This window comes from Helicobacter sp. 23-1045, assembly GCF_053654655.1.
This window is the reverse complement of the sequence record NZ_JBSIUR010000006.1, coordinates 54,670-74,585: the sequence shown is the minus strand read 5'-3', so window position 1 is coordinate 74,585 and position 19,916 is coordinate 54,670. Positions and strand designations below refer to the sequence as shown.

Below are 19,916 nucleotides of genomic sequence, written 5' to 3'. Positions count from 1 at the left end.
TATGAGCGATATTGAAAAATTTAAAGAAAAATTAGAGCATTTAAAAGCGCAAAACATTAGCAACCTCCGCGCCACAAGTGAGAATCTAAACTCACTAAACGCGCTAAATCAAAGCGAGGAAGCAGAGCTAGGAAGCGTGATGAGTATCGCAAAAATCGATGAAAATCTTTTTAGCGCAAGAAATGGCGAGTTAGCCGAAATCAATCACGCATTAGACAAAATCAAACTTGGCACTTATGGGATTTGCGAAATGTGTGGCGAGGCGATTCACAAGGAACGCTTGGAAGTAAAGCCCTTTGCGCGATTTTGCATAAAATGCCGAGAGATTTTTGAAAAACAAAGCAAAAGGAATAAATGATGGTTTTGAAATATTACATTATCACAATGATGGTTTTAGGCGCGCTACTAGGCATTTATGCCTATACTTTAAGTCACGAGACATTTTTGTGGAGCGTGCCTTTTAGCAATGATGCGCTAGATTTGCCTGTGGCGGTGTATATCGCGATGATTTTTTATGGCGTTTTTGCGGTGAGCTTAGTTGCGATTATCGCTGATAGAATGGGCGCATTCATCGAGCAAAACGCGCTAAAAACGGATAAAAAAACGCTTATAAAAAAGCTAAAAAATAAAATAATCCACCGAATCGATGATAAATTAAACCTAAAAACAGATATTTTCAAAGACATTGGCAATATCATCGATAGCGTGGAGCTCACACCGCACCCACACGCAACTTGCGCAAATAATGACATTAAGAAGCTTTTGGCGATGTATGAAAACCTGCAAAATGGCGAGGAAATCGATGTGCATAAGTTTAATATCCCGCAAACTAGCCCACTTTTCACGCTAAATGTCAAAAATAGCATTGCAAAAAATTACAAAAACGGACTGCCGATTCTAAAAAACAAAAATTACATTTATGAGCTAAAAAAATGCGCGTTTTTGGCGTTGCTAAACAATGCCGATTCAAAGGAAATCGAAAAATATAAGGATTCGATAAGCTATGATAGAGAGATTAGCCTAGCGGTGTTTGAGGCGTATTTGGCGGGGAAAATCGAGCTAAATTTGAGCGAATTTGCCACTATTTGCAAAAATGCGAAGTTTAGCAAAGATGATTATTTGGCGTGTGCGAAAAATATGAAGCGCAAACATAGCCCAAATGAGTGGATTCGCCTATTTGAATATTTGGCAGACAATGATGACAGCGCGGAGGAAGCGTATCTTTTTGTGCTTTTGGATTTGGAAATGTTGCAAGAAGCAAAAAATCGCCTAAAAGCGCAACCAAGCTATGAGCATCTCAATGTCCGTGCGTATTTGGATTTAAAGGGTGCGGGGAAGTCTTACCCTACGGAGCTGTTTTTTAGGTAGATTCTGCGAAATTTCGTAGGAAAACGCAGAATCTAGTGCGAAAAAATATTAGATTCTGCGAAAGGTAACAAAGACGCAGAATCTGCGACTGATTTGTCATTGCGAGATTCTGCGTTTTACGCAGAATCGTGGCAATCCAAAAAAAAGATTTGTGGATTGCCACACTCGCTTCGCTCGTTCGCAATGACGGATAAAAATTGCAATTTTGAGCGAGCGAAACGAGCAAAAAACTCTTTTTGGATTCTGCGATTTGCTCCCTGCGGAGGATTTTCTATTTATTCCCCCTCCCTTGCGGAGGGGGATTAGGGGGTGGGTAAAAAATCATAGATTCTGCGAAAGGCACGAATTGTAAATGTTTCGTCATTGCGAGGCGAATCGTAGATTTGCCGAAGCAATCCAAAAACCAAAGCGAATCGCACCCCGCTCGTCATTGCGAGAAAATCCGCAAGATTTTCGTGGCAATCCAAATCACGCGAATCTAAAAGATAAATAAAAATCAATGTCCCAAAAGCGAATCGATAAATTATTTTAGAAATTAACCACAGATTCATTTAAAGTCCGCGTTTCTCGCAAGTTTCACAAGTCCTAAATAGATTGCTTCGTTGCACTCGCTTCGCTTCGTGCGCCTCGCAATGACAAAAAAGCACACATTCGCAGAATCTAGCTCAAAAAGCCAAGTGATTTTGCACCATCAAAGCTTGATTCCATCTCTTTTTTGATTTCGGCGACAAAGTCAGATTCTGCGAAAATTGGCTTTGGCTTTGTGGCGACTTTGTAGGCGGTATTTTTAATCACAATCTTTATTTGTCCGCCTGTGAGTGCGTATTTTGCCAAATTTTTCACGCTAAATCCACTTTCATAGATAGCATTTGAATCTCCAGCACATTTAAGATTTTTTGGCGATTTTTTTGGCAAAAGTTTATTCCAAATCCGCACCCTTTGCGCAAAATCTGGCTTTAAAAATTCTATTTTGTAGTTAAATCGCCTAGAAAACGCCGCGTCAATGTTATCGATAAGATTTGTCGTAGCAATCAAAATCCCATCAAATTTCTCAATCTGCTCCAAAAAAATATTTTGCATTTGATTATACATTTTATCCACGCTACTGCCACCCGCACCGCGTTGCCCCAAAAATTGGTCGGCTTCATCAAGCAACAAAATCGCATCTTTTTTCAAATCCCGCGTGATATTATTGAAGCTATCAAAGATTTTTCGCACATTTTTTTCGCTTTCACCCACATACATTGATAGAATTTTAGAGCAATCCAAACTCAAAATGGGCTTTTTTAGCGCGTTGCCTAGCGCATACGCCGTAATCGTTTTGCCCGTGCCAGAGTGCCCATAAAAGATAATCTTTGCGTCAATCCCCCGCGCCCTATCCTTTATGCCCCAGCTTTTTAGCAGATTTATCACACGCGAATCAAGCTGTTGAATGAGTAGATTTAACCGCTCTTGCGTTTGATTTGGCAAAATGATATTTTTTAAGTCGATTTTTTTATCCACTAACTCAAAAATCTCTTGATTTTTTAGCACCGAATCTAGCGGGATTGATTGTAGATTCTGCGGAGAGACAATGCTTGAAAAGACATCAGGCGGGATAAAAAAGCTCTTTTTAAACGAGCTAAAAAAGTCATCATAGTCAATTAGCCCATTTTGCAAGAGCGTCCCGCCATCATCAAAAATACATTTATTGCGAATCTTACTCATCTCATCTTCGCTTATTAGCTCCAAAAGTGCGTCCATCTCGCGGATTTTCTCATTTTCGGCGTGGTATTCTTCTTTTGCGAGTGCGAAAAATATAATTTTTTCATTCTCATTTAGCGCGTTTGCTCTTATGAAATCTACTACATTTAGCTTTTTGCGAGTTAGCTTTAATCGCTTTTTGATTCGCACTACAAGGGCATTTAGCTGATTTTTATTTTCTTTGTAAATATTTGTATTTTGCTTTTTGATTCTGCGTAAAAATGCAAGTTTTTTGAGAATCTCAATGCGACTAAATTCATCTTTCAAATACGCAAAATCATCGCTATACGCGCTTAATTTTGGCATTTTAAAGTCGCTTTTGCCATTTTCTAGCATTTTTAAAAAGTAAGGCGATAGCGCAATATAGCTATTTAGAAGCTCTAATAGCGTGATTTCGCCACTTTCATTGATTAAATAAACTAGCTCCAAATTTAGAAGCGATTTGATATGGCAAATGTAGTTTGTCGCCTCCACGCCCTTTTTGCCAAAGACGCTCTCAATCACGCCTGCCACCAAAAAATTATTTTGATTTTCTAGCAATTCTTTTGCCAAAAATTGCAAGATTCTGCCCTGCGGTAGGGAGCAATCAAGCGTTTTAAAAAAGCGATTTTGCGAGAGATTTTTTGCATTTATAAAAGTCGTGTAATTTTTCATTTGGCGCACTCTTTTTTGAAATTTAGATAAAATTTTAGCAAAATTTAAATTTATTAAGGACTTAAATGGACTTTTTTGCCCCGCTTGTGCAAAGCGATGAGTTAGAGTGGATTCGCAATGATATAATTTTGGATAGAGATAGTTTGTATTTTGATTTTAGCGCGAGTGGCTTAGAATCGCGTGTGGTGGCAAATCGTATGCAAAGCATTTTGGGGCGATATGCAAACACACATTCGGCAAATTCGCGCAATGCAAATTTTATCAGCGAACTTTACAAAAGCGCAAAGATTCGCCTAAAAGAGCTTTTGGGTTTGGGGGAGGATTTTTTCATTATCCCAAGCGGATATGGCGCAAGTGGCGCGATGAAAAAATATCAAGAAATAAAAGGGCTTTATTTATCGCCAAAATTACGCGCGATTTTGGGTGAATCTCTTAATTGTGCGCCAAAAAAGCGCGTGTTAGTGGGCGGATATGAGCATCATTCAAATGATATTTCTTTGCGTGAGGCGTTTTGTGAAGTAGTGCGAATCCCGCTTGAAAATGGCTTAATGTCGATAGATTCGATTGAATCGCTTTTAGATTCAGGGCAAATCGACTTTGCGTCCATAAATATCGCTTCAAATGTCAGCGGAATCATCGCACCTTATACACAAATATCAAACGCCTTGCGCGCCAAAAATATCGACATTGCCTTTGATTTGGCGGCTCTATCTCCGCATAGCAATGTGGATTGTAGCCTTTTTGATAGTGCGTTTTTATCGCCACACAAGCTAATAGGCGGAATCGGCAGTTGCGGAATCCTTTGCATTCGTAGCCTTGAATCATCGCTCCCACCGACATTTAGCGGGGGCGGAAGTGTGAAATATGTGAGCGCAAATTCACATTATTATATCGATGATATTGAAGAGCGCGAAGATTCGGGCACACCGCCGATTTTGCCACTATTGAAGGCGGTTTTGGCATATCAATATCGCAATGAAATGGGATTAGATTTTATCAAAAAGCGCGAAAAAGTGCTGTATAATTTGCTTTTAAATGAGCTAAAACAAATCACTGGAATCACGCTCTATGGCGTGGATTTGGGGGCGGAGTATATCCCCATTTTGAGTTTTAATATAGAAGGCATCTCGCCCTATGATTTATCGTGGGAGCTATCGCATAACTATGGCATAGAAACCCGCGCGGGGTGCAGTTGTGCTGGGGTTTATGGGCATTATTTGATGGGCGCGGAGGAAATCAAAAATATCGCGCTTTTAGATTCTGGCGAAGCGATGAAACCCGCTTGGCTACGCGTTTCATTGCATTATAGCCACAATATGAATGACATTGAGATTTTTATAAACGCGCTAAAAAAGATTATAAAACGCAGAATCTAGCGGATTTTGCGATTTTTGCACTTAGATTCTGCGAATTTGGGGCAAAATTTAGGGCAAAATTTAGGATAGATTCTGCGAATCGCAGAATCTCGCACAAAAAATCCCACAATTTTCGCAGAATCTGATTTTGGATTGCTTCGCCCTTGCCTTTGGCAAGGACTCGCAATGACGAAAAAATTGCACGAGATTCTGCGATTCGCAGAATCTCAATCCGCAGGATTGGATAAAGAAACTTCGGCTTTGCCTTGTTTTGCGAACGCAGTGAAGCAACAATCGAAGTAATGGCAGTAGTGCTTTGCGTTGTTTTGGCGCGAAATTAGCGAAATAGAACTTGGGGAACACCCGAGCGAAATTTTGTGCCAAAACAACGCAAATGATTACCAAAGACACAAATTGCCAAGCCAAAAAACTCACTTCGCCCATTCTGTGGCGCGTGTTTCGCGAATTACGCTTACTTTTATTTCGCCCGGATATTGCAAAGTCGCTTCGATTTCTTTTGCGATATTTCGCGCGATGATTATTGCCTCTTTGTCATTTATCTTTTCACTCTCCGCGATGATGCGAATCTCCCGCCCCGCGTTGATTGCATAGGCTTGTTTTACGCCAAATTCATTCAATGCGATTTTTTCTAGCTCTTGCACTCGCTTTAAGAAATTTTCTAGCACCTCTCGCCTTGCGCCCGGTCGCGCACTTGATATGGCGTCTGCCGCGCAAACTGCCGCTGCTTCGATGGTTTTCGCCTCTTCGTTGCCGTGATGTGCTAAAATCGCATTTATCACCACAGGATGCTCTTTAAACTTTTTTGCCAAATCATACCCAAGCGAAATGTGATTACCGCCCATCTCTTGCGTTAGCGACTTGCCGATGTCGTGCAAAAGCCCCGCCCTTTTGGCAAGTGCTGAATCGCCATCCAACTCACTTGCGATTAGCCCCGATAAATGCGCAACTTCGATGGAGTGCAAAAGCGCATTTTGCCCAAAACTCGCGCGGTATTTCATCTTGCCGATTAGCTTTTTTAGCTCTACATTCATATATCCTAGCCCTAAATCAAGCACCACACTCTCGCCCTCGCTTAAAATCGTCTGCTCCATTTCGCTCTCGCATTTTTTATAAACCTCTTCGATTTTTGCGGGGTGGATACGCCCATCTTCAATCAGCACATTTATCGTTTTTAGCGCGATGGCACGGCGATAGAGATTAAAGCTACTTAAAACTATCGTATTTGGCGTATCGTCAATCAGCACATCAACGCCTGTAATCATTTCAAGCGAACGGATATTGCGCCCGTCTTTGCCGATGATTCGCCCTTTCATCTCGTCATCTGGCAAATGCACGACATTTATGAGATTTTCCGCACTATACTCCCCTGCGTAGCGCGAAGTGGCAAGTGCGATGATATAATTTGCCCTGCGCTTGGCGTCCTCTTTTGCCTCTTGCTCATATCGGCGAATCAAATTTGCCTTTTCTTTTTTGAGATTTTCCTCTAATTCATTTAGCAAAATCGCCTTTGCCTCGTCCTTTGAGAGTGCTGTGTAGTTTGAGAGTGTGTCAATTAGCTCATTTTGCTTCTCAAATAACCGCTCTTTTGCTGAATCTAAAAAGATTTGCGATTGCAAGATTGCGTTTTTTTGCGCATTTAGCGCGCTTCGCTCATCATCTAATTTGCTTATTTTCTGCGCTAAAAATAGCTCTCTTTTCTCTAAATCAAGCGACTTTTCTTGCAAATCTCTTTTTAGCTTTTTGCTTTCATTTTCATACTTTCGCACTAACTCGATTTCTTGCTCTTTTAGCTTTATTTGCCCGTTGTTGAAGTTGATTTCCGCTTCTTTTTCAATCGCATTTGCTTTGATTTTTGCTTGTTCTATGGCGAGATTCTGCGATTTTGTGTAGAATCTTTTTGTTAGATAAAACGACAGGGCGACTGAAACGCCCACGCAAAGTCCAATTATCAAAAAAATCATATTTTTTACCTTTACTTGCGATTATAAAATCGCCTTTAATATCGTGCCACTCGCTAATTTTGGCATTTGATAAATGTAAGATTCTGCTTACAAAAATTATATTTTTTGGATTGTATTTAGCGCAGAATCTATCATACATTCCTTTGCCAAATCCAATGCGTCTAGCTTCGCAATCTGCGCCCAAAATCGGGATAATCGCAATGTCAATTTTTCGCGCAAAATGCGAATTTCTCGCTTCTAAAATATTAAATTTATTTCTCGCCAAAGGCAAGCGAAACGGCACTATTTTAAAAATCTTATTTGCATTTTTGCCATCTTTCAAAACAAATGGCAGAAATATTTTAATATTTTTTTGCTTTTTTAAATCAAAAATGAGCGAAAAAATATTTGCCTCCAAATCTAGTGGCGCGTAAAGTAGGATATTTTTGGGTTTTTTTGGAGTTTTTAAAAAATATTTTGAAACGCAGAATCTATTAGAATTTATGAAATTTTTTGCGAGATTTTGCGGATTTTTTAGATTTAACGAATCGCACCGAGATTCAGCGAAATTTTGCGAATCTCGCCTAGATTCAGCATTCAAAAGCGCGATTATGATATTTTTTAAAATCATATTTATTTTTTTATCCGCAAGCATTTTATTAGGGCAGTGCGCGAGATTGCGCCGTGATAATGTGCGAAAAGATTTTTTTAACTCACTCATTTTGCAAATCCAAAAATTTTATTTGCTATAATAGCGACTTTATTTTTAAGGATTGATAAATGACAAAACTTCTATTTCTACTCGCATTTGTCGGCGTGGCGCAAATCTCTGCGTTTGAAGTGCCAAATATTCTATCGCTCACCATTTCAAAACAAGCGGATTTTGGGGCAGATTCAGCACTTAAAATCCCCGCGATGGATTTGAAAGTGGGCGAGAGTGGTATCATCACTCGTGAAATAAATGGCAATGAGTTCATCATCGCAAATGCCCTTGTGGGCGAGATAAAAGATGGATTTGCGATTGTTAGCATTAGCGAATTTAGCCAAATGCGCGAAAAATATCTGCCAAAACCGCGTGGCAAGGTGAGCGAAGGCGATAAAATCACATTTCGCATTCTCTATGACAAGGCACTTTTAATTGCGCCAAATCAAAATGTCTATCAAGAAATCAGCGAAAAATTTAGCAAAATCGACTTTTTGCATAGCGATGTTTTTGCGACATTTTTGGCAAAAGAAGGCAAGAATATGCCAGATTCTGCGGACTTTGCGAAGTTTTGCGCGAAGTTTGATTTGGGACTTGTGTTTGTGGCGTTGCAAAATCGCGTGGAGATTTTTAACTGCGAAAGTTTCAAAATGCTAGATTCTACGCCATTTCGCCCCAAAGATAGAAGTGCCAAAAAGCCCTTTTTTACGCGCATAAGCGATGAAAGTATCAATGAAATTTTTAACGCAAAAAAATTGGAGAATTATTTTACATATTTTAATAAATTAAGTGCTGAATCTAGCGCAAAATAGGGAGTTTGCAAATGTATAAAAAGCTAAAAAAAATACTAGGCGATGATGACTATTTTGATGATGAAGCACACCTAAATGCCTATTGCTATGATGCCACAAGAGAACGATATAAGCCCGATTGTGTCGTGTATCCGCGCGATGAAGCAATGGTTAGCAAAATCCTAAAATTTTGCAATGACAACAAAATCGCCGTTACGCCAAGAGGCGCAGGGAGCGGATTTACAGGCGGTGCGCTACCAAAAAATGGTGGCGTGATTTTGGCTATGGAAAAATATTTCAATCAAATTTTAGAAATCGACAAAAAAAATATGTGCGCCCGCGTCCAACCTGCCGTAATAAACAAACATTTGCAAGATGCAGTAGAAGCGGAGGGGCTATTTTACCCGCCAGACCCTGCAAGTGAGAGTTACAGCACCATAGGTGGCAATGTCAGCGAAAACGCAGGTGGAATGCGCGCCGCAAAATACGGCATTACAAAAGATTTTGTCCTTGCACTCCGCGCTGTGCTCCCAAATGGCGACATTATCCGCGCGGGAAAAAAGACGATAAAAGATGTCGCGGGGTTCAATATCGCAGGGATTTTAATCGCAAGTGAGGGCAGTTTGGCGGTGATTACCGAAATCACGCTAAAATTGCTCTCCAAACCAAAACTCAAAAAAACCGCGCTTGGCATTTTTGGCGACATAAATAGCGCGATGGAGGCGGTTTATCAAACGATGTCAAGCGGGATTCAACCCGTTGCAATGGAATTTTTGGATAATCTAAGTATTCGCGCAGTGGAGGAAAAGTTTAAAAAAGGGCTACCCATCGATGCAGGGGCGATTCTCATCACGCAAGTAGATGGCGCATTAGATGCGGAAATCGCCTATCAGTTGGAGGGAATTGAGCGCGTATTTCGCCAAAATGGTTGTGTAGAGTTTAAAATCGCGCAAGATGAAGCACAGGAAGCGGATTTGTGGTTTGCTAGGCGCAATGTGAGTCAAAGTATCAACATTTATGGCACAAAAAAGCTAAATGAGGACATTACGGTGCCACGAAGTGCGTTGCCTACGCTACTAGCGCGAATCGGCGATATTTCTAAAAAATATGGCGTTACAACGCCTTGCTTTGGGCACACGGGGGACGGCAATGTGCATACAAATGTAATGGTAAATGGCGCAGATGAAAATGAAGTGAAAAAGGGTTATGAGGCTATTACGGAGATTTTCAAAGTGGCGGTAGAGCTAGGTGGGACGCTTAGTGGAGAGCACGGCATAGGCATATCCAAAGCTCCGTTTATGAAACTCGCATTTAGCGAAGCGGAGATGAATCTCTTTCGTGCGATAAAAAGGGCATTTGACCCGAATAATATCCTAAACCCAAACAAAATGGGGTTATAAAAAGCGCGTTTGTCTTTTGGCGATAAATCGGGGAGACTAGATAAAGAAACTGCGCTATCGCTTGTTTTGCCACATCGCTTCGTCAATCCGTAGGATTTGCGAGCAAAGCGAAGCAACCATTGACCATTAGTTCTATTTCCTCGCTCGTGGCTTCGCAACCCCGATTTTTCATCCAAAATACTTCCGCGCAAGTCGCTAACTATTTTTTATTTTTGCTAACGCAAAAATCGCCATTACTTCGATTGAGATTCTGCGAATCGCAGAATCTAGTGTTTTTTTGTCATTGCGAGGCGCACGAAGCGAAGCGAGTGCAACGAAGCAATCCAAAAAATTGTCATTTTGAGCGAACGAAGTGAGCGAAAAATCTCAAAAACAAAAAAATTCTGCGAATTGCAGAATCTAATGTTTTCCGTCATTGCGAGGCAGTTTGAGCGATAGCGAAAACAACGAAGCAATCCACAAATTTTGCGCACGAAGCGAAGCAACCATCCAAATCAAGCAAATTCAAATCACAAAACGAATTAATAACCCAAAAGAAAATCAATAAATAATTTGCATTTAGATTCTCCATAAAATCCGCCATTTATTTCAATCCAAAAGTCGCCCAAAATAGATTGCTTCGCCTTGCTATCGCAAGGACTCGCAATGACAAAATAGTCGCAGAATCTAATATAATTTTTGCAGAATCTCGTGCGAAAAAACGCAGAATCTAAATATTTTTTGCAGAATCTAGCATAGATTGCCACGCTCGCTTTGCTCGCTCACAATGACGAATTTAGAGCAGATTCTGCGTTTTTTCGTGCGAGATTCTGCGATTCTCACACAAATTTCGCAGAATCTAATATTTTCGCAGAATCTACACTTTTTGATACCAACAAAATGCCGTAATCATAAGCATCGCAAGGGGTGCTAAAATGCCAAATTCAGGTTGGATAAGTCCGCCGAGTGCGAGTTTTGTCAGCATAAAAAACACGCCCCACACAATCAAACAAAACAGCGTGAAAATAAATCCAAGTTTGGCGAGATTCGTATATCGCGCTAGTGGCGGGACAAAATGCGCCATAATCATAATCACAAGCGGGATAGCAAGCGGTATAGCGAAAAATCCATACAAAATCGCGCGGATTTTCTCTGTGTTGCTATTTTGCGAATGCAATAAATTTAGCGCGGTAAAGGCGTCTAAAATCGAAATGTTTGTGCGATTTTGATAAATCGTATCCAAAATTTTGGGTTTGAAATTTTGCAAAATCTTGTAATTTTGCATAATTTGCGTGGTGAGCTTTGAATCGCTAAAATTAAAATCACTCGGTATTTGCGTAATATTTGCCGAATCTAAAATCCACCACTCGCCATCAAATCTCGCATCTTTCGCTTCGATAAAAGTCCTAATCGCAAAGTCCCTAATCTCAAAAACCTTAATATTTTGCGCCTTTTGAAGCAATGGGAAAACCTTTTGCATATAGACATAATTCTCATTATGCTTTACCAAAAGGTCGCTTTTTGCGTCATTTGCGCTGTTTCGGTAGATGATATTTTGGATATTTTCTTCTGCATAGACAAATGGCGTGGCAAATAGCGCGACATAAGCGGCACTAAACAGCGTGGCGATGATGATTAGCGGGGCGAAAACCTGCTTTTTAGAATATCCAATGGATAAAATCGCCGTTAGATTATTTGTGCGTAAAAGTATAATGTAACTCGCCACAGACGCCAAAATAAGGGCGATTGGCAAGGTGAAATTTAGCGCATACGAAAATATCCACGCAAAAAGTAGCACCACAAGATTCGCAGAATCTGGCATATCATCAGCGTATTTCACAATCTCAACGCACATAAAGAAAAACTGCAAGGATAGGCAGATTGTAAAGATTAGTTTAAGATACAGCGAAGCGATGAAGCGAAATAACATAATGACCTTTTTTGCTTTTGTGAATTTGCGATTTTGCGCTTTGTTTGCGACTTTTTTTATGATTTTTTGCGCTTTTGCGCCGTTTTTGATTTTGCGCTTTTTTCGTGCGCGAATCTTACCACAAAATCCAAGCAAAATTTGTGATTTTTGCAAATCGTGGATTTAAGTTTTAGTTAAGGATTTGTGTGTATTATTTCAAATTTTAAAATGATTGTTATTCTCATATTACTCGTATTGTAAAGGCAAAATAATGAAACGAAGTTTGTATTTTTTAACGCTATGGGCGGTTGTTGCGGTGCAAGGTGTGGCAGATTTGGGCGATTTGAGCGTGGATAAAATTCAAGATTTTGGCGTGAATCAAAGTCAAGATTTAAATAAAATTTCACGCGAATCAAATGCTGATTCAAGCAATTCTGCTTTTGCCCCCCCCAAGAGCGATTTTTGCGAATCGCACAAGTTGATTCAAATAGCAATTCAAATGCCGAATCCACGACAGATTCATACACCGATTCGCAAGATTCGCACGAATCGCACGATGACTACGAAGTCGTAGATATAGGCACTTCTACGATTCGCGCAAGGGCAGAGTATGAAACCTATCAAAGTGGCAGTAGCGTTAGCAAAGATACTTTGGATTCAAGTCCAAATGCCAATGGCGACATTACAAGCATTCTAAAAATCCTCCCAAATGTGCAGTTTGACAACGCGCAGTTAAAATCCACTACGCCGGGCGAAATCGACCCCGCAAATATCAGCATAAGCGGAGGGCTTTTTTATCAAAATAATTTTCAACTTGATGGCTTTAATATGAATAATGATTTAGACCCCGCTGGTGGCAATACAAATGGACCTGACACAATGCGAAGTGGGCGTTCGCAAGGGCTAAATATCGATACTTCTTTGCTTGAATCTATAAATGTGTTGGATAGCAATGTAAGCGCGGCTTATGGTGGATTTAGCGGTGGCGTGGTGGAGGCAAATGTGCGAAAACCACGCACGGACGGATGGCACGCGGATTTTAGCTATCAGCACACGGCAGATTATTTCACGCAATATTATATTGATGAGAGTGTAGAAGCAGAGTTTTATACAAGTGCCGATGAAAACTATCAACCCAAATTTCACAAGCACATAGTCCGCGCAAATACAGAGGGCTATATTACCAAAGATTTAGGACTAGTGGCGAGTTTTATCACAAATCAAAGTTTTATCCCGCTTCAAGCGTATAGTGCAACGGGCATTAAAAAAGGCGGCACCGAGCAGAGCGCCACTCGCACACAAAAACGCCAAAGTTACAACGCTTTTATTAAAGCATATTACAATCCCACTGAAAATCTCGCATTGGAGGCGAATTTCGCCTATATCCCGCAATTTAATACATATTACAACGCAGTGGCAAAAAATAGTTATTATGAAATGCAAAGTGGCGGGATACAAGCGGGGGCAAAGGCACTTTGGCAAAGTAAAATCGGACTTTGGAGCAACTCGCTTGGGTATCAAAGATTGCAAAATTCAAGGCGAAGCGATGCAAATTATTTTATGAGCTGGTATGCAAGCAGTGAGAAAAATTGGGCGATAAATAGCGCAAATCGCGCAAGTGAAGGCGGATATGGCGATATGAATCAAATTCAAAATTCGCTAAATTTAAAAAGCGACTTTGCCTTTGAAAAAATAACTCTTGGGGCATTTAAGCACGATTTACGCGTAGGTGCGGAGCTAAACTATCAAATTTTGCAAAAAAATCGCCTAAATGATTACATTGGATTTAATAATCCACTGCCGATAAAAAATGGCAATTCTTGCCCTAGCGGTGCGGATAGTTTGGGACTTTACACCTGCTCAAATGCAAAACCGACAAATAAACCAAGCGCAAAAGAATGGCAAAGCGATTATAATAACGCAAAAGGGCAGTATTTTGGAGGGATTTCTATTTTTAGAGAGGCAGGGGATGTGGAGTTTGACAATGTCGCCTTTGGCGTTTTTATCGAGGATAATATTACGATTGATTTTGAGCGCACGGGGAGTTTGAGTGCGCGAGTGGGACTGCGCCTTGATGGCGATAACTATATGGACAAAATCACACTTGCACCACGATATGCGATGAACTACACTAGCCCAGCACCGATTGAGTGGCAAAGTGTGGTTACCTTTGGGGCGAATCGCTACTACGGGCGCAATCTCTTTGCATATCGATTTTATGATTATAATCAAAGGGCGACAAAGACTTATTCGCGCAATTCGCCAAACGATGATTGGGTAGCTACGCCAAATACAAATTCTACTTCGCCATATAAATTTAATCAACTAAATGTCCCTTTTAGCGATGAGCTAATGGGCGGAATTACGCAAAATTTGGATATGTTTAGCGTGGGTATAAAATACATTCACCGCAATGGTAAAGATGAGATTATGCGACTACGGCGAAGTGATTTAAATCTACCAAACGAATCGGGCTATGCGACTAACTACACTACTTGGACAAATGATGGGGTAAGCGAATCGCATATCATAAGTCTAATAGTGCAAAACATCAAACCTATCAAAACTTATGGCATAAATCACTACTATCTTTTTGCCTTTGACTATACCAAAACAGAGCGAAGCTACAATCTCTATGCCTATGATGATAACTACTACGAAAATACTGACATAATGTATAATGGGCAGATTATCAAATACCGCGATAGACCTGTGGAAAACTACGCACTGCCATTTACGATTCGCCTAAATACTACACATAGCTTTGATATAGGGCGCACAAAGTGGCTACTAAATAACTTTTTTCGCTATAAAGCGGGGTATGATAGAATGGTGATTATTAGTCGAACACACCCTGATTATGTTGCGACTTTTAATGGCGACCAATATGGCAAAATGCACTTTAAGGGGACATTTGGCTGGGATATGCGAGTGGGCTTTGAAGTGGATTTTTATAAAAGCGAGAAGTGGCGACATACGCTTTATGTAAATGTGGATATTTATAATGTGCTAAATTCTCAGAATCTAAGCGCATTAAGTGGCACAAATGGCGCAATCACAGAAAATGCCTATGCAGGCTCGGCAATCCCCGTGTATGAAGTGGGGCGACAATTTTGGTTACAAATGGGCTATAAATTTTAGGGAGGCGGTTATGAAAAAAATCTTATTTGTAATGTTTGCGTGGGCTATATGTGCGAATATGGGATATGCGCTTAACGAATTTAGCGACTTTGGCAGACTTCAATGGCATAAATGCGAAAATATCATAGATAATAATAAGCAAGGCGAATCAACGCCTAAATGGCGCAAAACAACGCTTCAATGGCGTAAATGTGGGGGTGAATCTAATTCATCTCGTCATACTGAGCTTTCGCAAGAAAGCGAAGTATCCAAATCACACGAATCAAATAAAAATTATGAATTAATGTCGCAAAAGCAAAATAATGAATTAAACAATGATTTGGCTTTGCAAGATTGCGATTCAAGGGATTTGGAGTCTAGTGGTTTGGATTCTTCGCTCGTTTCACTCGCTCAGAATGACGGGGAGGGCGAATCTCATAATGGCAAAAGTGGCGAATCTGTCGAATCTCGCAATAACGATTCGGGTAAATCCCCCGAATCTGCCCTAAATCGCAACGCATTTTTTGCTGGGATTGAGTTAGGTTATATGCGATTTGATTATGCAGAGAGCGGAAAAATTGGCACAAATGCACTTTTAAATCCATCTAGTAATGATGCTTTTAATGCAGGGATTATCGCTGGTTATCGCTACTTTTTTAATGATAGTGTTGGGATTCGCGGATATGCAAATCTAAATTATAATTATGACAAGGCAAATGGTTTTGGTGAGCTAAAAATGCTAAATGTCGGCATAAATGCGGACTTTTTACTGAACTTTTATGCTTCGCAAAGCGTTGATTTTGGTGCGATTGTGGGGCTTGGCTTTGGGGGCGATATTTTTGATGGCGATGGTTTAAAACGAGTGCGTGAGACTATCGATGAGCATAGCGCGAATCTATCTAGCCCAAATGTTAGCATAAATTTGGGATTTCAAATCGTTGCGATAAATAAAATCGGCGTTGAGTTTGTAGCAAAAATCCCGCTTTTGGCGCACTATTTTTTAAATGCGGGTGATGGCAAATTAGATTCGCAAACTAGAAAACTATCGCAAAACTATTCGCTAAATGGGCGAATTATTTATCATTTTTAAAGGGAGGATATTATGAAAAAAATTTTAGTTTTGGCAATGATAAGCGCGATGAATTTAATGAATGCAAGTGGCGCAAATGAGCCTACACGCGATGAAATCATCGAATCTTATAAGCTAGATTCTGCGCTTTGGATAAAGCCACATTTAAGCGATGGCGTAGAGTTTAGAGAAATAGAAGCCTTGCCAAAGACGCCACCATATCCCACGCACAATCCATACTCCAAAGAAAAGCACGAGTTAGGCAAAAAGCTATTTAACGACCCGCGCTTGTCGCTATCAAATCAAATCGCCTGTGCGAACTGCCACGATGAAGAGCTTGGATTTGCCGATGGGCGCAGTGTGAGCTACGGACACGATAGGCAAAAGGGACGGCGAAACGCACCTAGCATTACGATGAGTGCCTTTGGCGTGGAGAAATTTTGGGATGGACGGGCAAAAGATTTGGAGGCACAAGCGATTATGCCGATTGCCGACCCGCTAGAAATGGCGTATAACGCCGATAAAGCCGCGCAAAAGCTAAATCAAATCGCCGAGTATAGAGAGCAATTTAAAGGTGCGTTTGGCACTAGCGAAATCACCGCAGAGCTGCTAGGCAAGGCGATAGCGACTTATGAGCGCGGGACTATGCGCCCCACGCGCTTTGATAGATTTATGAGAGGCGATAAAAGTGCGATGAATGAGAAAGAAATCTATGGAATGCACCTTTTTCGCACAAAGGCGCGGTGCATAAACTGCCACAATGGCGTAGAATTTAGCGATGGCAAATATCATAATTTGGGATTGCACTTCTATGGGCGCGAAAAATATGAGGATTTGGGGCGATATGAGGTTACCAAAAATCCCGCTGATGTGGGAGCGTTTAAAACGCCATCCTTGCGTGGCGTGGCAAAAACTGCGCCCTATATGCATAATGGGCTTTTTCCGCATTTACGGGGCGTAATCAACGCATATAATTTTGGTATGGCAAATCCCACGCCAAAAGAGGGCAGAATCTACAATCCGCCATTTCCAAAAAGTGATGAGATTTTGCGTCCGCTAAATTTAAGCAAAGATGAAATAGAGGCATTGGAGGCGTTTTTGCGGGTGCTGTGATGGGTTGAGATGAGTTTTTGAATCGCAGAATCTCGCACGCAAAATTCGCAGAATCTTGGGTTTTGATTCGCAGAATCTAGCGTAGATTCTGCGAATTTGCAAAGATTCACTCCATCAAAAATTCATATTCATAAATTTTTGGTTCGATTTTCGTGGCAAGGGCGTTTAGGGCGATTCGTAAATTTGCGATTAGCTCATTATAATGTGAATCGGTGCTTTTATTATTCATTTTGCCTTTTTCGCTTCGCCCTTGAAAATACTCTTTTATATCATAAAGACTTGCGTCATTTAGGTAAGATTCGCCACTTTTGGCGCATTTGTGATAATATCGCCAAAGCTCTAATCCCGCGTCAAAAACTGCCTTTGCTTCTATGCTAAAAATTAGTGGCGATTCAGGGATAAAGCAATCATCAAGCGTTCCATTTTTAATCTTGCCATTTATGAATCTAAACATAAAATCGCTTTTAAATGCCTCCTTTGCGCCCACTTGCGATTCGCTAAATGGGATAAAGTGATTTGTAGGTTTTAACCCACCCCCTTTGTCCCCCTCCGCAAGGGAGGGGGAGATAGAGAAAGCCCCTCCCCTTGCGGGAGGGGTTTGGGGTGGGGTATTTATCGCAAGGGAGGGGGAGAGATTCGCACTAATACGATTTTGGGAGTGAAATAGCGTGAATGCTAGGCAATCGCTGTGAAATTCGCTATCACTTCGCCATTTTTTATTTGGATATAAAAATTGGTCTCTATCATTTATCCACGATGCTTTTATAGTTTTACGAACGGCGAAATATACGCACATAGGGATTAGATTGTATTTTGTAAGGTATAATCCCGTGCTGTGCGCTGTTATGACAAAATCTTGCGATTTAATAGAAATGTAGCGTTGATTTTGAAAGTCCAATCCTCGCGTATCTATCAAGGCTACCGCTTCGTTGTTTATGTCGATAAAATTATTTATCCATTGATTTATATTTTTTTTGGCTTTTGCATAAAAATTCTTTTTGCCGATGCGCTTGTTATGTTCATTAAAAATATCTACTTTGACTTTTTTAATGTCTTTTTTTTCGCCTAAATCCCACACCAAAAAGCCGATGGGAAATGCGCCATTTACATTATCAAACGAATATGCGGGTATCATAAATCCTTTCAAAAATTTTGCTTTAAAAGTTTGGCGAAAATGTATGAAATTCGTGGCATTTACATATTTTAGCGTCCCAAAGCTCCCCAAAATGCAATTTGGGATTTCTTTATAGATTCGCATAAAAAATTGCGCAAAAAGCTCGTTATTTGCCTTGCCTAGCTCATCTTTATATCGCTCACAAATCATATTTTCTCTTGCGACTTTTGCTTTATTTTGCCCTGTTTTTGCGGGAGTTTTGCCCGAAGTCGCCTCCGCATACGGCGGATTTATAAAAATCACTAATTTTTGCCTTTTAGATTCATCTCTCAAAATCTCTTGCAAGGATTCAGGGAGCTTTGATTTTACTAAAATCTTGCCACTTTTTTTATCGACTTTGTCAAAAAAATCATCATTCAAAAAATCAAATTGAAAAATATGATTTTCTAACAAATTTAGCGCGATAGATTTTTCATTTGTGCGCGATAGCTCTTTGATAATATCCACATCTGCGCTATCAAGCGTGGAGGCATAGATATTGCGCGGATTTTTAAGATTTGCCAAAAGATTGCCCGTCCCCGCCGCACAATCCCAAATATAATATTGCTCTTGCCAATTTTCACCCAAAGATTGCGCCAAATAATCTTGCGCTTTTTGCGTCCAAATTTGTGGCGTAAAAAACGCACCCTTGCGCTCTCGTATGTCTTCTGGCACAAGCAAATCTCTACGATTTATAAATTTATTCCAAAGTTCCTCTTTTGGCGGGCGTTCATAGGTATTCCAAAACGCCGTGTGCGCCTTTTGCGCGTCCTTAAAGCTAAAATGCGTCCAAGTGTCGATGATTTGCGCATTTATTTGAATCTTGTCTAATCGCACTTTGTAAATGTCATTTTCTAGCAAAATGCGGAGATTGTCGATGATTTCGCTTGTAGAATTATTGCGACTTAGCAAATCCGCTAAGAAAAAATCTGCGTCCATAATCGCTGGTTTCACAGCGTCCCAATCAATGCTAATGCTGGGCTTTACGGCGTTTAGCCACTTTATGTAAATATATTTTAGATTGTGCTCTTTGACTTGAATCTTATGAATGCCTAAAAATTCTTGCGTAAAATTTGCCTTTATAAATTCTCTCAAATCCGCGCTATCACGCACAAAATCAAAGCAAATATTTTTGCGCCCCAAAATCTCGCATAAAAGTTTATAAAGTTGCTTAAATTCTTTTGATTCGTGGTTGCTAGGCGTGATATTCCAATTAAAATCATTTTGGCTAAAAATGTGCGCGATTTCGCTAAACTCTACAAATGCGAATTTTTCAGCATCAAATGCGCCCAAAAAATACGGCGGGATAAGCGAATCTTGCAATTTTGCCTTGCCGATGGTTAAAATCAGCTGGATAAAAGATTCGATAATGTCGCTTTTGCCCCGTTTTGCCTCTGCCCAAAGAAAATATTGCGATTCGCGTGTGGCTTGAATCATCGGTGCAATCACAAAATCGACATTATTAAATCGCGCTGTTGCGTTAAAGTCTGCGAAAAACTCCATTGCGACTTTGTTTTTAAGCTCTTCTTCGGTGGTGGTTAAGTCAAACATTGTTGCCCTTTTTGTGCGAATTTTGCGCGAATCTTGCGTGAATCTAA

21 protein-coding genes are annotated in these 19,916 nt (G+C 40.4%); 12 read left to right on the top strand and 9 right to left on the bottom strand.

All coding sequences use genetic code 11. The features are described 5' to 3' along the window. Position 1: 1 nt before the first annotated feature. Together dksA and ACWIUE_RS07365 are read left to right on the top strand one after the other, a co-directional pair. A complete protein-coding gene (gene dksA, locus ACWIUE_RS07370; RefSeq protein WP_454136076.1) occupies positions 2-358 on the top strand; it encodes an RNA polymerase-binding protein DksA in 357 nt (118 codons plus the stop codon). After that, a complete protein-coding gene (locus ACWIUE_RS07365) occupies positions 355-1,368 on the top strand; it encodes a hypothetical protein (protein ID WP_454136075.1) in 1,014 nt (337 codons plus the stop codon). Before dksA ends, ACWIUE_RS07365 begins: the two co-directional genes overlap by 4 nt. Here ACWIUE_RS07365 and ACWIUE_RS07360 read toward each other — a convergent pair. Next, positions 1,361-1,594 (bottom strand): hypothetical protein, encoded by a 234-nt coding sequence (locus ACWIUE_RS07360; protein ID WP_454136074.1) that lies wholly within the window; start codon positions 1,592-1,594, stop codon positions 1,361-1,363. The genes ACWIUE_RS07365 and ACWIUE_RS07360 overlap by 8 nt on opposite strands. Between ACWIUE_RS07360 and ACWIUE_RS07355 the strand changes: the two genes are divergently transcribed. Continuing rightward, positions 1,574-1,720: a hypothetical protein gene (locus tag ACWIUE_RS07355; RefSeq protein ID WP_454136073.1), complete on the top strand. Its 147-nt coding sequence runs from the start codon at positions 1,574-1,576 to the stop codon at positions 1,718-1,720. The genes ACWIUE_RS07360 and ACWIUE_RS07355 overlap by 21 nt on opposite strands. Next, positions 1,721-1,861, top strand: a complete 141-nt coding sequence (locus tag ACWIUE_RS07350) for a hypothetical protein (RefSeq protein ID WP_454136072.1) — start codon at positions 1,721-1,723, stop codon at positions 1,859-1,861. Positions 1,862-2,028: 167 nt separating this feature from the next. Here ACWIUE_RS07350 and ACWIUE_RS07345 read toward each other — a convergent pair whose 3' ends face one another. Beyond that, complete coding sequence (locus tag ACWIUE_RS07345; protein ID WP_454136071.1) at positions 2,029-3,765, bottom strand: ATP-binding protein; 1,737 nt, start codon at positions 3,763-3,765, stop codon at positions 2,029-2,031. Between the two features lie 65 nt (positions 3,766-3,830). On the opposite strand from ACWIUE_RS07345, the gene ACWIUE_RS07340 reads away from it, so the two are divergent. Beyond that, positions 3,831-5,141, top strand: coding sequence for an aminotransferase class V-fold PLP-dependent enzyme (locus tag ACWIUE_RS07340; protein WP_454136070.1), 1,311 nt, complete (start codon positions 3,831-3,833; stop codon positions 5,139-5,141). On the opposite strand, the gene ACWIUE_RS07335 is transcribed toward ACWIUE_RS07340, so the two are convergent. The 3 genes from ACWIUE_RS07335 to ACWIUE_RS07325 form a co-directional block, all read right to left on the bottom strand. Beyond that, complete coding sequence (locus tag ACWIUE_RS07335) at positions 5,122-5,307, bottom strand: hypothetical protein (RefSeq protein ID WP_454136069.1); 186 nt, start codon at positions 5,305-5,307, stop codon at positions 5,122-5,124. The two genes, ACWIUE_RS07340 and ACWIUE_RS07335, sit on opposite strands and share 20 nt — an antisense overlap. Before the next feature lie 244 nt (positions 5,308-5,551). Continuing rightward, positions 5,552-7,075 (bottom strand): ribonuclease Y, encoded by a 1,524-nt coding sequence (gene rny / locus ACWIUE_RS07330; protein WP_454136142.1) that lies wholly within the window; start codon positions 7,073-7,075, stop codon positions 5,552-5,554. After that, complete coding sequence (locus tag ACWIUE_RS07325; RefSeq protein WP_454136068.1) at positions 6,972-7,802, bottom strand: 5-formyltetrahydrofolate cyclo-ligase; 831 nt, start codon at positions 7,800-7,802, stop codon at positions 6,972-6,974. Before ACWIUE_RS07325 ends, rny begins: the two co-directional genes overlap by 104 nt. A 59-nt stretch (positions 7,803-7,861) precedes the next feature. Here ACWIUE_RS07325 and ACWIUE_RS07320 point away from each other — a divergent pair, with 59 nt between their 5' ends. Both ACWIUE_RS07320 and ACWIUE_RS07315 read left to right on the top strand, forming a co-directional pair. Next, positions 7,862-8,596, top strand: coding sequence for a plasminogen-binding N-terminal domain-containing protein (locus tag ACWIUE_RS07320; RefSeq protein ID WP_454136067.1), 735 nt, complete (start codon positions 7,862-7,864; stop codon positions 8,594-8,596). An 11-nt stretch (positions 8,597-8,607) separates the two neighbouring features. Next, entirely contained in the window at positions 8,608-9,975 is a 1,368-nt protein-coding gene (locus ACWIUE_RS07315) for an FAD-linked oxidase C-terminal domain-containing protein (RefSeq protein ID WP_454136066.1), read from the top strand. Between the two features lie 195 nt (positions 9,976-10,170). Here the strand turns inward: ACWIUE_RS07315 and ACWIUE_RS07310 are convergent, their stop codons facing one another. Both ACWIUE_RS07310 and ACWIUE_RS07305 read right to left on the bottom strand, forming a co-directional pair. Next, on the bottom strand, positions 10,171-10,302 hold the full coding sequence (locus ACWIUE_RS07310; RefSeq protein WP_454136065.1) for a hypothetical protein: 132 nt from the start codon (positions 10,300-10,302) through the stop codon (positions 10,171-10,173). Between the two features lie 194 nt (positions 10,303-10,496). Further along, positions 10,497-10,721, bottom strand: coding sequence for a hypothetical protein (locus ACWIUE_RS07305; RefSeq protein WP_454136064.1), 225 nt, complete (start codon positions 10,719-10,721; stop codon positions 10,497-10,499). Positions 10,722-10,728: 7 nt separating this feature from the next. Here ACWIUE_RS07305 and ACWIUE_RS07300 point away from each other — a divergent pair, with 7 nt between their 5' ends. Beyond that, positions 10,729-10,863: a hypothetical protein gene (locus ACWIUE_RS07300; RefSeq protein WP_454136063.1), complete on the top strand. Its 135-nt coding sequence runs from the start codon at positions 10,729-10,731 to the stop codon at positions 10,861-10,863. On the opposite strand, the gene ACWIUE_RS07295 is transcribed toward ACWIUE_RS07300, so the two are convergent. After that, positions 10,832-12,037, bottom strand: coding sequence for an LptF/LptG family permease (locus tag ACWIUE_RS07295; RefSeq protein ID WP_454136062.1), 1,206 nt, complete (start codon positions 12,035-12,037; stop codon positions 10,832-10,834). The two genes, ACWIUE_RS07300 and ACWIUE_RS07295, sit on opposite strands and share 32 nt — an antisense overlap. Positions 12,038-12,134: 97 nt before the next feature. On the opposite strand from ACWIUE_RS07295, the gene ACWIUE_RS07290 reads away from it, so the two are divergent. The 4 genes from ACWIUE_RS07290 to ACWIUE_RS07275 are packed head-to-tail and all read left to right on the top strand — an operon-like array spanning position 12,135 to position 17,165. Then, the gene (locus ACWIUE_RS07290; protein WP_454136061.1) at positions 12,135-12,437 is read left to right on the top strand and encodes a hypothetical protein; all 303 of its coding nucleotides are present in this window, start codon (positions 12,135-12,137) and stop codon (positions 12,435-12,437) included. Then, a complete protein-coding gene (locus tag ACWIUE_RS07285; protein WP_454136060.1) occupies positions 12,326-15,004 on the top strand; it encodes a TonB-dependent receptor plug domain-containing protein in 2,679 nt (892 codons plus the stop codon). Before ACWIUE_RS07290 ends, ACWIUE_RS07285 begins: the two co-directional genes overlap by 112 nt. A 10-nt stretch (positions 15,005-15,014) precedes the next feature. After that, positions 15,015-16,073, top strand: coding sequence for an outer membrane beta-barrel protein (locus ACWIUE_RS07280; protein WP_454136059.1), 1,059 nt, complete (start codon positions 15,015-15,017; stop codon positions 16,071-16,073). Between the two features lie 12 nt (positions 16,074-16,085). After that, complete coding sequence (locus ACWIUE_RS07275; RefSeq protein ID WP_454136058.1) at positions 16,086-17,165, top strand: cytochrome-c peroxidase; 1,080 nt, start codon at positions 16,086-16,088, stop codon at positions 17,163-17,165. 106 nt (positions 17,166-17,271) lie between these two features. Here the strand turns inward: ACWIUE_RS07275 and ACWIUE_RS07270 are convergent, their stop codons facing one another. Further along, complete coding sequence (locus ACWIUE_RS07270) at positions 17,272-19,869, bottom strand: hypothetical protein (protein WP_454136057.1); 2,598 nt, start codon at positions 19,867-19,869, stop codon at positions 17,272-17,274. Positions 19,870-19,916 lie beyond the last annotated feature (47 nt).

Coding starts and splice junctions, on each gene's coding strand:
- ACWIUE_RS07320 (WP_454136067.1), top strand. CDS start 7,862: ATGACAAAACTTCTATTTCTACTCGCATTTGTCGGCGTGGCGCAAATC.
- dksA (WP_454136076.1), top strand. CDS start 2: ATGAGCGATATTGAAAAATTTAAAGAAAAATTAGAGCATTTAAAAGCG.
- ACWIUE_RS07290 (WP_454136061.1), top strand. CDS start 12,135: ATGAAACGAAGTTTGTATTTTTTAACGCTATGGGCGGTTGTTGCGGTG.
- ACWIUE_RS07315 (WP_454136066.1), top strand. CDS start 8,608: ATGTATAAAAAGCTAAAAAAAATACTAGGCGATGATGACTATTTTGAT.
- ACWIUE_RS07350 (WP_454136072.1), top strand. CDS start 1,721: ATGTTTCGTCATTGCGAGGCGAATCGTAGATTTGCCGAAGCAATCCAA.
- ACWIUE_RS07280 (WP_454136059.1), top strand. CDS start 15,015: ATGAAAAAAATCTTATTTGTAATGTTTGCGTGGGCTATATGTGCGAAT.
- ACWIUE_RS07365 (WP_454136075.1), top strand. CDS start 355: ATGATGGTTTTGAAATATTACATTATCACAATGATGGTTTTAGGCGCG.
- ACWIUE_RS07270 (WP_454136057.1), bottom strand. CDS start 19,869: ATGTTTGACTTAACCACCACCGAAGAAGAGCTTAAAAACAAAGTCGCA.
- ACWIUE_RS07325 (WP_454136068.1), bottom strand. CDS start 7,802: ATGAGTGAGTTAAAAAAATCTTTTCGCACATTATCACGGCGCAATCTC.
- ACWIUE_RS07275 (WP_454136058.1), top strand. CDS start 16,086: ATGAAAAAAATTTTAGTTTTGGCAATGATAAGCGCGATGAATTTAATG.
- ACWIUE_RS07340 (WP_454136070.1), top strand. CDS start 3,831: ATGGACTTTTTTGCCCCGCTTGTGCAAAGCGATGAGTTAGAGTGGATT.
- ACWIUE_RS07345 (WP_454136071.1), bottom strand. CDS start 3,765: ATGAAAAATTACACGACTTTTATAAATGCAAAAAATCTCTCGCAAAAT.